This window comes from Burkholderia sp. 4NA327C6 (assembly GCF_005502655.1).
GTDB classification, from domain to species: Bacteria; Pseudomonadota; Gammaproteobacteria; order Burkholderiales; family Burkholderiaceae; genus Burkholderia; species Burkholderia contaminans.
This window is the reverse complement of record NZ_SCNZ01000054.1, coordinates 1-11,864: the sequence shown is the minus strand read 5'-3', so window position 1 is coordinate 11,864 and position 11,864 is coordinate 1. Positions and strand designations below refer to the sequence as shown.

The 11,864-nt window shown below is 69.0% G+C and carries 10 protein-coding genes; 4 read left to right on the top strand and 6 right to left on the bottom strand.

Annotated features, from left to right (window positions below; all coding sequences use genetic code 11):
* Positions 1-143: 143 nt before the first annotated feature.
* Entirely contained in the window at positions 144-815 is a 672-nt protein-coding gene (locus tag FFS49_RS35335; protein WP_039351062.1) for a MarC family protein, read from the top strand.
* Between the two features lie 190 nt (positions 816-1,005).
* Positions 1,006-1,986 carry an aldo/keto reductase gene (locus FFS49_RS35330; RefSeq protein WP_039351059.1) on the top strand — a complete coding sequence of 327 codons (981 nt, stop codon included), beginning with the start codon at positions 1,006-1,008 and terminating at the stop codon, positions 1,984-1,986.
* Positions 1,987-2,006: 20 nt separating this feature from the next.
* Here FFS49_RS35330 and FFS49_RS35325 read toward each other — a convergent pair whose 3' ends face one another.
* The 5 genes from FFS49_RS35325 to FFS49_RS35300 form a co-directional block, all read right to left on the bottom strand.
* Positions 2,007-2,873 carry a CPBP family intramembrane glutamic endopeptidase gene (locus FFS49_RS35325; protein WP_039351056.1) on the bottom strand — a complete coding sequence of 289 codons (867 nt, stop codon included), beginning with the start codon at positions 2,871-2,873 and terminating at the stop codon, positions 2,007-2,009.
* A gap of 74 nt (positions 2,874-2,947) precedes the next feature.
* Complete coding sequence (locus FFS49_RS35320; RefSeq protein WP_039351053.1) at positions 2,948-3,604, bottom strand: VC0807 family protein; 657 nt, start codon at positions 3,602-3,604, stop codon at positions 2,948-2,950.
* A gap of 159 nt (positions 3,605-3,763) precedes the next feature.
* Positions 3,764-5,701, bottom strand: a complete 1,938-nt coding sequence (locus tag FFS49_RS35315) for a HAMP domain-containing histidine kinase (protein ID WP_105816581.1) — start codon at positions 5,699-5,701, stop codon at positions 3,764-3,766.
* A gap of 443 nt (positions 5,702-6,144) precedes the next feature.
* The gene (locus FFS49_RS35310) at positions 6,145-7,209 is read right to left on the bottom strand and encodes a 2,3-butanediol dehydrogenase (protein ID WP_105816580.1); all 1,065 of its coding nucleotides are present in this window, start codon (positions 7,207-7,209) and stop codon (positions 6,145-6,147) included.
* 347 nt (positions 7,210-7,556) lie between these two features.
* On the bottom strand, positions 7,557-8,297 hold the full coding sequence (locus tag FFS49_RS35300; protein ID WP_105816579.1) for a GNAT family N-acetyltransferase: 741 nt from the start codon (positions 8,295-8,297) through the stop codon (positions 7,557-7,559).
* Positions 8,298-8,510: 213 nt separating this feature from the next.
* On the opposite strand from FFS49_RS35300, the gene FFS49_RS35295 reads away from it, so the two are divergent.
* Positions 8,511-8,951, top strand: a complete 441-nt coding sequence (locus FFS49_RS35295) for a DUF3331 domain-containing protein (RefSeq protein ID WP_039351043.1) — start codon at positions 8,511-8,513, stop codon at positions 8,949-8,951.
* A gap of 24 nt (positions 8,952-8,975) precedes the next feature.
* Here FFS49_RS35295 and FFS49_RS35290 read toward each other — a convergent pair whose 3' ends face one another.
* Positions 8,976-10,178, bottom strand: a complete 1,203-nt coding sequence (locus tag FFS49_RS35290) for a GNAT family N-acetyltransferase (protein ID WP_105816578.1) — start codon at positions 10,176-10,178, stop codon at positions 8,976-8,978.
* Between the two features lie 216 nt (positions 10,179-10,394).
* Between FFS49_RS35290 and FFS49_RS35285 the strand changes: the two genes are divergently transcribed.
* Positions 10,395-11,864: PLP-dependent aminotransferase family protein (locus tag FFS49_RS35285; RefSeq protein WP_105816577.1), on the top strand; the 1,470-nt coding region annotated here is incomplete at its 3' end.

The window sequence follows — 11,864 nt, the reverse complement described above, 5'->3', positions numbered from 1 at the left end:
ACCGACGGGAAACCAGGGGGAAACGGCGACGATCGCCGGCATGGCGGGCCCGGCCGAATTTTGCGGCTCGGGCGCGGGCGCTTGCTCTACAATGCGTGACCTCCGGCGCGCTGCCGGCCCAGCCCCGACCGATTCTTCATCCGATGATCGTCAACCGCCTTATCTCCGAGATCCTGTTCGGCTTCACCGGCCTGATCGGCATCATCAACCCGATCGGCATCGCGTTCCTGTTTCTCGAACGGACCGAGGCGCTCACCGAGCATGAACGCGACCTGCTCGCGAGGAAGGTCGCGTTCAACGCGTTCGTCGTGCTGATGGTCGCGTTCTTCGCCGGCACGCCGGTGCTGCATTTCTTCGGTATCTCGATGGAAGCGCTGCGGATCGGCGGCGGCTTCGCGGTTGCGGTGGCCGGCTGGCAGATGCTGAACGAGCCCGACGGGCCCGGCGGCGGCGACACGCCGGTCAAGCCGATCGACGCGAACGCGATCATGACGCGCGCATTCTTCCCGCTGACCATGCCGCTGACGGTCGGCCCCGGCTCGATCGCGACCGCGATCGCGCTGAACGCGAACCGCACGCACAAGCTGTCGGAGTTCGCGCTGTCGAGCATCGTGTCGATTGCCGTCTCGGTGCTGGTTGCGATCGTGATCTGGCAGGTCTACAGCCGCTCCGCGCTGCTGTCGCGCTACCTCGGCAGCGAAGGCACCAAGGTCGCGAAACGCGTGTCGGCGTTCCTGCTGCTGTGCATCGGCGTGCAGATCATGCTGACCGGCTTTTCCGCGTTCCTGCAGCCGATCGCCGACCAGGCCAAGTAAGCAGGCGCCTCGCGCCGCTGCGCACGTGCTGCGCGGCCGGCGCCCCGCACGACCTCGCGCTCGCGGGCACCTCCTTCGCACCTTGCGGCGACGCCGCACGCATTTCTGCCGCCCGGGATACCATGCGACGGTTCGGCGGATGCGCGGCGCGCATCCGGCCGTCAGCTCAACTTCAATGGCGAGGCGCGCAATGGAATACGTGAAATTCGGATCGACAGGGCTGGAAGTGTCGAAGCTGGTGCTGGGTTGCATGACGTTCGGCGAACCGTTACGCGGCACGCACCCGTGGACGCTGCCGGAAGCGGAGAGCCGTCCGATCATCCAGCGGGCGGTCGAAGCCGGCATCAACTTCTTCGACACCGCGAACATGTATTCCGACGGCACGTCGGAGGAGATCGTCGGCCGCGCGCTGCGCGATTTCGCAAAACGCGACGACATCGTGATCGCGACCAAGGTGTTCTACCGGATGCGGCCCGGGCCGAACGGCGCCGGGCTGTCGCGCAAGGCGATCATGACCGACATCGACCAGAGCCTGAAGCGGCTCGGCACCGACTATGTCGATCTCTACCAGATTCACCGCTGGGACGACGGCACGCCGCTCGAGGAGACGCTCGAGGCGCTGCACGACGTCGTGAAGGCCGGCAAGGCGCGCTACATCGGCGCGTCGTCGATGTTCGCGTGGCAGTTCGCGAAGGCGCTGCACACGTCGAAGCTGCACGGCTGGACCCGCTTCGTCAGCATGCAGAACCACCTGAACCTGCTGTATCGGGAAGAAGAGCGGGAAATGCTGCCGCTGTGCGAAGACGAAGGGATCGCGGTGATTCCGTGGAGCCCGCTCGCGCGCGGCCGCCTCACGCGCAGCTGGGACGAATCGACCGAGCGGCAGCAGAGCGACGCGGTCGGCCAGCGGCTTTATGACGCGACGGCGGAGTCGGACAAGGCGGTCGTCGATGCCGTTGCGACGATCGCGGCCGCGCGCAACGTGCCGCGTGCGCAGGTCGCACTCGCCTGGGTCGCGCAGAAGCGCGGGGTTACCGCGCCGATCGTCGGCATTTCGAAGCCGCGGCAGCTGGACGACGCACTGGCCGCGCTCGAACTGAAACTGACCGACGACGAGATCGCCACGCTCGAACGCCCGTACGTGCCGCACGCGGTCGTCGGGATCAACTGAGCGGCGGCGCCGCGCGGCCGTCAGCGCGCGGCGTCGAGCATCGGGTAGGTGAACAGGCCGAAGTGGATGACGTTCAGCCCCGCATGCGCGAGCGCGGACGCGAGCAGCCCGCCGCGCCGCCAGGCGAGGCCGTAGCCCACGCCGGCCACCGTGCCGAGCACGATCCATTGCCAGCCGCCGGCCGCATGCGCGGCGCCGAACAGCACCGCGCCGATCGCAAGCGCGGCCCACGGCCCCCATGCGAACGCGTGCAGCGCGCGCGTCAGCCCACCCTGTACGTAGCCGCGGAACAGCGCTTCCTCGGCGAGCGTCACGAGCAGCACGTTGTTCACGAGCCACAGCCAGCCCGACGGCGGCCATTTGGGCGCCCACCCGACCATCCCGAACGCGAGCGCGCCGGCCAGGCACGCGGCCGCCGTTGCGACGGCCGCCACCGCGCCGGTGCGCAGCGCGCGCGACAGCGGGATGTCGGGGGCGACCCACGGCAGCACCCACACCAGCCACAGGCCGACGAGCGGCTTGTCGAGATTCAGGTACATCGTGAACGGCGCGGCATCCGGCGTGAATCGCGTCGGGCCGATCACGCGCGGATTGTGGAAGCCGGGAATCAGGTGCAGGCTGAGCGCGATCGCGATGGCGGCAAAGACGACGTGCGCAGCGATGCGCACCGCGCGCGGGCGCTCGGGCATCACGCCCCAGGCGGCCGCGGCCAGCAACGCGAGCGGGGCCAGCGCGAGCGGCCCGAGCATGCCGAACGCCAGCGCGCACGCATAGCCGAGCGCGGCGAGGCCGACGCTCAGGCCGTGCTGCGGGCGATGCCACGCGAACGCGGCGGCCGCGAACAGGGCGAGCCAGGTCGTGGCGGACGGAAGGAGCGAAAGGGACATGACAGGAGCGGCATTCGTCGGACGAGACGCCGCGCATCATACAGCAGCCGTCTTGCGACGACGGTGGGGAGCGGTCAGCGGCCGGCGGTTTCGGTGGCGCCGTCGCGGCCCGGGACGTGGACGCTGTTGCGCTCGCGCATCCGCCGCCGGTACCAGAACGTCCACAGCAGCAGACAGCCGAACACCGTGTAGCCCATGACCGGCGACACGACCAGCACGCGTTCGACCGGCCAGGTCATGACCATCCAGAGGCGCAGCAGCATTTCCAGCGTCATGAACGCGCCCCACACGAAGGTCATCCGCCGGAGCATCTGCCGCAGCCCCGGCTGTGCGTTCCAGACGGCTTCGAAATGCGCGGCGCCGCCATCCATCTCGCGGGCCACCGTGGCGCGGGCGAGGTAGAAGATCAGCGGGCGTTCGCGGAACAGCGACAGCAGGAACACGACGCCGATCGTGCCCGACGCGAGCGATTCGCGCATCAGCAGCGTGCGCGGGCTGCCGCCGAGCGCCATCCCGAGGATCGACAGCGCGATGCCCAGCAGCACGATGGCCGCCACCGCATCGACGCGGCGCGAGCGGATGAATTCGACGATCGACCAGATGATCGGCGGGACTGCCGACGCATACAGCGCGCCGGTTTCGCCGAAATACGGCTGCGCGGCCCGGTAGGCGACCCAGGGCAGCACCAGGTTGACGAAGAGTTCGAGGATCAGTCCGGCTCGCGGTTTCACGGTGGGCAATTCCACGCAGGTTGGGGCGAACCTGCAAAGGGCGTGGTGGCCCGCGGTTGCCCCGAAAAGGGTTCGGTCCAGTATATCGAAGAATCGGGCGCGGCTGCGGCATCGCCTCGCTGCTTGCAGCTTGTGCCGCCGTCGCCGCCAGCGCCGTCGTCATGGCGTTGCCGCGGCCGGCAGCGTGATCGTGACCGTGGTGCCCTGCAGCACGGCGCGGTCGACGTGAATGCTGCCTTCGTGCCGTTCCACGACGGCCTTGACGAACGCCATGCCGAGCCCGACGCCGCTGGTTTCCGGCTGGCCGGCGGTGCGAAAGCGCCGGTAGCGCTCGAACAGCCGCATCTGGTCCGCGCTGCTGATCCCGCACCCGTTGTCGCGGATCGTGCAGCGCACGGTCTTGCCGTCGGCGCCCGGCTCGACCCTGCATTCGACGCTCGTCAGCGACGCGCTGTACTTGATGGCGTTGTCCAGCAGGTTGATCAGCGCGCGCGACAGCAGCGCCGGGTCGCCCAGCACGATCGTGTCGTCGCGCCGCGGCACGTCGTCGATCGACATGGATTTCCGGTGCGCGAGCGGCCACACCGCGTCGCGGGCCTCGTTCATCAGGTCGGCGAGGTTGACCGGCACGCGTTCGTAGTCGCTGGCCTCCGCCCGCGAGAGCTGCGCGAAGCCGTCGGCCATCGCCAGCGTGTGCCGCGCGAGCTTGCCGATTCTCGCGAACTGCTGCTTCGTCTGCGCATCGCCCGCCTGTCGCGCCTGCGTGTCGATCAGGATGATCAGCGAGGTCAGTGGAGCGCGCATGTCGTGCGAGAACAGCGTCAGCATGTCGTTGCGCTGGCGCTCGAGCATGTCGCGGCGGACGGTCGCGTGGCGCAACGTTTCGAGCGCGTCATGGATCCGCGTGATCTCCGGCCCGATGCCGCGCGGCATCGCGACGTGCGACGTATCGCCATCGCTGAGTGCGACGATCCGGCGGCCGAGCGCATCGAGCGGCTTGGACAGCAGCCGCTGCACGCCGCGCGCGAGCGACGCGAGGATCGCGATGCACAGTGTCGTGGCGAACGCCGACAACGCGACCTTGATCCGGGCGGTGTTCCGGTCGCCGATCACGCGACGCCGCGCAAGGTCGATCACGTGGTCGCGCAACAGCTCGCTCGGCCGGAAATGCGGCACGATCGCGCGGGAAAAGGCGGCCGCACTCATCGCATAGGCGCCGTTCTTGCCGCCGGCGACGGCCGCGTCGACGAGCGGTAGGATGTGCGCGTCGAAGGCCCCGTTGAGCTGCGCGTATTCGCGTGCCACGTCGGGGTCGTCGAGCTGCGCGCCGATCGAGCCGTCGATCAGCGCGCGCAATTGCTCGATGTGGCCGCGCATCCGCATGATGTCCGCGAACTGCGTGCGGTCGAGCGCCTGCCGCGCGAACATCGGCGCGATGAGCAGCGAGCCCGTGCGGCCCGCGTATTCGCGGAGTTCGCCGAGAAGCCGCGCGAGCAGGATCGCACCCGACGTGCGCGGGTCGCGCATCGCGGTATCGGTCATTGCGCCGTCGATCAGCAGCGACAGCGTGTCGACGATCCGGAACAGGCGCGCCTGCGCGTGCTGGATGTCGTGAACGCTGCGTGTCGCGAGCGGCCGCATGCCGAGTGCATCGACTTCCGAACGCGCATCGGCGAGCGTGATCCGGACCGAGTCGAGTGCATGCAGCAGGTTGCTGCGTTCGCGATCGTCGAGCACGCTCGCCTGCGCGATGCCGGCACGAAAGCGTTCGAGCGCCTGGTCGGAACGCACGCGCGCGGCGAGCAGGTTGCGGGCCTCGGCGGCGCCGTCGTCCTTCAGGCGGACCAGCAGGTCGTTCGTCGGGCCGCGTTCGGCCGAGATCACGTTGGCGGCGCTCATCGCGCCACGGACGAATTCGAAGCTCTGCAGGTCGGCGTTCTCCTGCCGGTATTGCCGGAAGCTCCCCCAGATGATCGTGCCGCACAGCAAGGCCAGCAGCGTGGTGACGAGTGCGAAGCCGATATGGGTCTTCTGCTGGATCGTCAGCGATCGATTGTTATATGCGCGTTCCCGGCTAAACGAGAATGAACGATTCATGACACACCATGTTTGCAAGCTATCCCGGGTGGGCCCGTATTCTCGGCCTGTCGGCGCCGTGACACCGTAAGGTTTTGTGGGGGGCGGGGCCACCTTCGAGGGGGCGGCCACGATCGCGGCAGGCAGCCGGATCGTGCCTTGCACAGGATCACCTTGCGTCAGTGTCCTGTCGACACCGGACGAATTTCGCTGGATCCGGAGAAACCCTGATCGCGAATCGAGCCGGTGGCGCATTACGACGGATAGTTTGGATTGCGAATGTTTCCGATCGTCGTGTTCGATCGGCGCGCGGCACGACGTTCGCGACGGATGCCGGCGGCAGGGAAGGGGAAGGGGGAAGGGAACGGCAGGCAGGTGCGCCGCCCGCGCACGGACGACGCTTCAGGGTGACACTCGCAGCACGTGTGCCGCGGCGCGAATCGCTGCCGCGGCCGCGTGTGCGGTCAGGCGACGGCGGGCTGGACGATGATCTTCACGTTGCGGTCCTTGTGGTTGACCAGTTCCTCGAAGCCGTGCGAGACGATGTCACCGAGCGCGATGCGCCCGGTGATGAGCGGCTGCACGTCGATGCGGCCGTCCGCGATGAAGCGGATCACGTCCGCGAATTCGCCGTTGTACGCGAGCGAGCCGATCACTTCCTTCTCGGTCGACACGATGTCGAAGAAGTTGAACGGCGCCGGCTCCTCGAAGATCCCGACCATCACCGACTTGCCGGCCTTGCGGATCACGTCGATCGCGAGCTTCGCGGTGGTGGTGTGCCCGATGCACTCGAACGACACGTCGGCGCCGTAGCCGCCGGTCAGCGCCTTGACTTCCGCGATCGCGTCGGACGTCTTCGGATCGATGACCACGCTCGCGCCGACTTCGAGCGCCTTCTGCTTGCGCGCGGCCGACATCTCCAGCGCGATCACGCGCCCGGCGCCCGCGGCCTTCGCGCACATGATCGTGCACAGGCCGATCGTGCCCGCGCCGACCACGACGACGGTCTGCCCGACGATGTTGCCGGCCTTCTTCACCGCATGCAGCCCGACCGCGAGCGGTTCGATCAGCGCGCCGGCCTCGGTCGGGAAGTCGTCGGGCAGCTTGTACAGCAACTCGGCCGGCACGTTCACGTATTCGGCAAATGCGCCGTTGTTCATCAGCCCGGTGAACGCGAGGTTCTCGCAGATGTTGTACAGCCCGTGCTTGCAATACCAGCAGGTGCCGCAATGCTGGCAGGCGTCGGCCGTCACGCGATCGCCGACCGCGTAGCCCGTCACGCCCGCGCCGAGTGCGGCGATCTCGCCGCTGAACTCGTGGCCGAGGATGCACTGGCCCTTCAGGCCCGTCAGCGGATGCGGCGCATCGACCGGGATGAAGACGGGGCCCGCGACGTATTCGTGCAGGTCGGAGCCGCAGATCCCGCACCAGTGCACGCGAATCGTCACCCAGCCTGCCGGCGGGCGCTCGGGAACGGGAACCTGTTCGACGCGAATGTCGTGGCGGCCGTGCCAGACGGCGGCTTTCATGCTGGGGGCGGTGGTCGATGCCGGTGTACTCACGTTGCTGTCTCCATCAGGTTGTCGTCGGGCGCGAGGCGTGGCTGCCGGTGCGCCCGTCGCGCGATTGCGCGATCGACCGGTATGCAGGAACGGGGCCAGCGTGAATCGGGGCGGTGCGTGGCGATCGGACGTGTGCGGAGAGTGCGATGCACCATGTCGCGTTCTGCCAACCGGTAAGGATCGGGTGGAAATGGAGTGCCGAATTTGCTGCGGCAGCGAAACGGTGGGTGGCGTGAGACGCCGGGACGTTCGTCTCAGCGCAATGAGACGAATCACGAGACGAACGGTGACGCGCGACGCGGCTCGCTTCGCGTTCAGGCGATGACTGCGTCCACGGTGACCGCGGCGAGCGGCGTGAATCCGGCGGCGCGGTACAGCGGCTGGCCGGCTTCGGTCGAGATGAGCCACACGCGGCGCGCACCGCGGTGCCGTGCGTGCGCGACGATCGCGGCGAGCAGTTGCGTCGCGAGGCCGCGGCGCCGGTAGGCGTCGGCCGTTCCGACGCGGTCGACGACGATATCGCGCGGCGACGCGAAGCCATAGCGCGCGGTGGCCGCGATCTGCCCGTCGAGCCGGTGAGCGAACAGGAACGCGGCCGGATTCGGCTGGAACGGCGGGAAGGCGCCGCTGGCGTTGAACGCGTCGATCGCGTCCGCAGTGTCGCAGGCGAGCGCTTGCGCGAGCGCGTCGTCGCCGGACAGCCCGTCGATATCGGCGGCCATGAAGTGCTCGTCGGTCAGCCGGCGCGTCCTGCCGTGCAGTGCCGGCGGCAGCGGCGCCGCACCGTAGCGCGTGATCCACGCGCCGACGGCAAACGAGCCGGTGCCGGCCAGCGGCGCACCCTCGATCATGAAATGCTCGAAAGGCCGGCCCATCGTGTCGTCGAACTGCACGACATGGCCGTCCGGGCCGTCGTGCAGCGGCGCATCGCGCCTGTCGCGCGCGGCACAGTACCCGGCGATGAAAGTGCGCACGGCCGCCTTGCGGCGCGAGAAGGTGGACCACGCTTCGTCGAGCGGGAACAGCGTGGCCGGTGCGGGGGAGGCGGTCGGCATGCGGGGGGCGTTGTCGAGGCGAAGCTATCAGCTTAGACCAGGATGCCGTCGCGTGCCGTGCCGGCCATTGCCGCCGTCGCTGCCATCGCCGATACGGATCGTTGCACTCACCCCTTTACTTGAAGTTAACTTCAATTTGTATCATGTGCGCCAGTCCCGATTGCGCTCGCGTGAGACATCCCGTTGCACGCGGGCGCTTCAACGGAGGTGAAGATGACCGAAGCGCCTGTCGCGGCCGATGCCGTCGCGATGCCGTCGTGCGGCGGCGTGGTTGCGCATCCGCTCTTGACGATCGGCCGAGCGCCGATTCCGGAGCATGCGGCGGCCGCAGCGGCGCCGTTGCGCCCGCAATTGTTCGTCACGGTGCTGGAGGCCGACGAGCATGCGCTGCTGATCCGCTGGGTCGAGAGCGGCCGGTGCCATTACGGCGAGCAGCGCTGGCGCTTGCGCGTCGCGTTGCAGCCGGGCCACTGTGCGATCTCGGGGCAGCCGATCGAGGCGGGCGAGCCGGTGTTCCGGCCGGTGCGAAGGCCGGTGCCGGCGAATGGCGACGAGATGATCTGCCCGGCGTCGGTGCCGGGAGCGGCCGGACTGGCACGTGACGCCGCCGCGGAGGGCGACGACGCGCGCGAGCCGGCCGACGTTTGCGGTTGAACGCCGGCCGGCTGCGCCGCCGCGTTACTTCTTCACGTCGTGCCGGTACTGGATGAACCCGGCGTTGTTCGCGAGCTTGTCGTACAGCGCGCGTGCCGTCGTGTTGGTTTCGTGCGTGAGCCAGTACACACGGCTCGCCCCGGCTTCGCGGGCATGTTCGTACACGGCCTCGATCAGCGCGCCGCCGGCGCCTTGCCCGCGTGCGTCGGGTGCGGTGTACAGGTCCTGCAGGTAGCAGTACGGCCCTTCGGTCCAGCACGAGCGGTGGTAGATCGCGTGCACGATTCCGACCAGCGCACCCGATGCGTCGAATGCGCCGAGCACGAACATCGGCTCGGCGGGATCCATCAGGCGTGCCCACGTCGTGGCGAACACCGCCTCGCCCAGCGCGGTGTCGTAGAACTGTTGATAACCCTGCCACAGCGGGCGCCACGCGGCTTCGTCGGCGGCGACGAGCGGGCGCACCGTGACGCGTGTCGCGTCGTTCGCGCGGCTGGCCGCATCGCGCGCGCTTGCCTGCGCATGGCGGATCGCGGTGAGCGACTGGCGTTGCTTGCCGTGGGCGTCGAAGTTCTCCGGTGCGAGCCACGCTTCGAACGCGGCGCGCACATCCGGCCATTCGCCGTCGATGATCGAGAACCACGCGGTGTCGCGATTGCGGCCGCGGTAGATGATCGCCTGCCGGAACGTGCCTTCGTAGCGGAAGCCGAGGCGTGCGGCGGCCTTGCGCGACGGGAGGTTCAGGTCGTCGCACTTCCATTCGTAGCGCCGGTAGCCGAGCGTGTCGAACGCGTACTTCATCAGCAGGAACTGCGCTTCGGTCGAAATGGGCGTGCGCTTGAGCAGCGGGGAGAACGTGACGGAGCCGACTTCGATCACGCCGTTGGCCGGATCGATGCGCATCAGCGCGAGCGTGCCGACCGCGCGGCCGGTGGCGCGGTCGATCACCGTGTAGTGCAGCGGATCCGGGCTCGCCTGCGCGGTGCGCGCGTACTCGCGGTAGCTCGCTTCGTCGGCGTACGGGCCGTGTGCGAGATAGGTCCAGTCGCTGCCGTCCGGCGCCTGCGAGTAGGCGGCGTGCAGGTCGGCCGCGTGGCGCTCGGCGTCGAGCGGTTCGAGCCGGCAGTAGCGGCCTTCGAGCACGATGCGCTCCGGGCGCGGGCGCGTGGACCAGTCGGGAACGGGGTGGCCGATGGGTTGCTGGAAAGCATTGGTGAGCGTGGACAAGGTCGATCTCGCTTCGGTTGGCGGCCGGCGACATACCGGCATGCAGACGATCGTAGTATTGACGAGGTACCATGAGAAGCGCCAGAGATCGGCAAATTTATGGTGCCATGATTGAAGGGGCGCGAATCGCGAGCCGTCTTTCACAGGCCGTGTGCACCTCGCCGTGCGCCACTTGCCGTGCGCCACGTTCCGACATTTTCACGCTGCGATGTTCCGATGACGACTGTTCTTCCTTCCGGCGACGCGCCGTTGCTGCCGCTCGACGCGCCGCTGGCGCGCACGCCGGGCGCGCCTTCGCTGCAGCGCCAGTTGCTGCGCCGCGTGCGCGACGCGATTCTCGGCGGCGCGATGCCGGCCGGCACGCGCTTGCCCGGCACGCGTGCGCTGGCCGAGACACTCGGCGTGTCGCGCAACACGACGGCCGCCGTCTACGAGCAGCTCGTCGCCGAAGGCTTCCTGCAGTCCGACCGCCGCGGTACGCGCGTGGTCGGGATGTCGCGGCCGGCGCCGCCGCGCCGGCGTGCCGCGCCGCCGGCCGTCGCGCAGCGGCTCGGCCGGATTCGCCCGAGCCGCATCGGCACCGGTGAATCGGAGGGCTTCCGTCCGGGCGTCCCGGCGCTGACGCATTTCCCCGCGGACGCATGGCGCCACGCGATCGACCGCGCGCTGCGCCGCGCGGGCCGCGACCTGCTCGGCTACGGCGACCCGCTCGGCGAGCCCGCGCTGCGCGAATCGATCGCGCGCCACCTGGCCGTGACGCGCGGCGTGCGCTGCGATCCCGAGCAGATCGTGATCACGGAAGGTGCACAGGGTGCGATCGCGCTGTGTGCGCAGTTGCTGACGAACCCGGGCGATACGGTGTGGGTCGAGGAGCCCGGCTATCGCGGCGCGCGCACCGCGATGCAGGCGGCCGACCTCGACGTCGTGCCGATGCCGGTCGACGCGGAAGGGCTGCGTGCCGAAGAGGACGACTGGCGCGCGCGGACGCCGCGCCTCGTCTACACGACGCCGTCGAACCAGTTCCCGACCGGCGCCGTGCTGTCGATCTCGCGCCGGCTTGCGCTGATCGATGCCGCACGCCGGCATCGCGCGTGGATCGTCGAGGACGACTACGACAGCGAATTCCGTCACACCGGCGAACCGATCGGCGCAATGCACGGGCTCGCGCCCGATTCGCCCGTCGTCTATCTCGGCTCGTTCAGCAAGACGATGTTTCCGGCGCTGCGGATCGGCTTTCTCGTGCTGCCCGACGCGCTGCTGGCCGCGGTGCGGCCGGTGTTGCCCGAGATGCTGCGCGGCGGGACGCGCCACGTGCAGCTCGCGCTGGCCGATTTCATCGAGACGGGCGAGTACGGCCGCCATCTCGGCCGCATGCGCCGGCTGTATCGCGACCGGCGGCGCTTGCTGCTGGCTGCGCTCGACGGCAACCTGAGCGTGCCGCATCAGATCGAGGGCGGGCCGTGCGGGCTGCATCTCGCGCTGCGGCTGCCGGCGCGTTACCGCGATCGTGCGATCGTCGACGCCGCGCGTGCGCATGGCATCGGGCCGTTTCCGCTGTCGGGTTTTTCGATCGATGCGGGATCGGCGGGCAACGGGCTCGTGCTCGGTTTCGGCAATACGTCGGCCGACGCGTTCGAGCCGATGTTGCGAATGTTGTCGGCGATCGCGGAGCGGGTGGGTGGGGAG

What these genes read in the sequence shown, in the direction of transcription:
- FFS49_RS35300 (WP_105816579.1), bottom strand. Translation starts at nt 8,297, where the DNA reads ATGCCGACCGCCTCCCCCGCACCGGCCACGCTGTTCCCGCTCGACGAA.
- FFS49_RS35335 (WP_039351062.1), top strand. Translation starts at nt 144, where the DNA reads ATGATCGTCAACCGCCTTATCTCCGAGATCCTGTTCGGCTTCACCGGC.
- FFS49_RS35315 (WP_105816581.1), bottom strand. Translation starts at nt 5,701, where the DNA reads ATGAATCGTTCATTCTCGTTTAGCCGGGAACGCGCATATAACAATCGA.
- FFS49_RS35325 (WP_039351056.1), bottom strand. Translation starts at nt 2,873, where the DNA reads ATGTCCCTTTCGCTCCTTCCGTCCGCCACGACCTGGCTCGCCCTGTTC.
- FFS49_RS35330 (WP_039351059.1), top strand. Translation starts at nt 1,006, where the DNA reads ATGGAATACGTGAAATTCGGATCGACAGGGCTGGAAGTGTCGAAGCTG.
- FFS49_RS35310 (WP_105816580.1), bottom strand. Translation starts at nt 7,209, where the DNA reads ATGAAAGCCGCCGTCTGGCACGGCCGCCACGACATTCGCGTCGAACAG.
- FFS49_RS35295 (WP_039351043.1), top strand. Translation starts at nt 8,511, where the DNA reads ATGACCGAAGCGCCTGTCGCGGCCGATGCCGTCGCGATGCCGTCGTGC.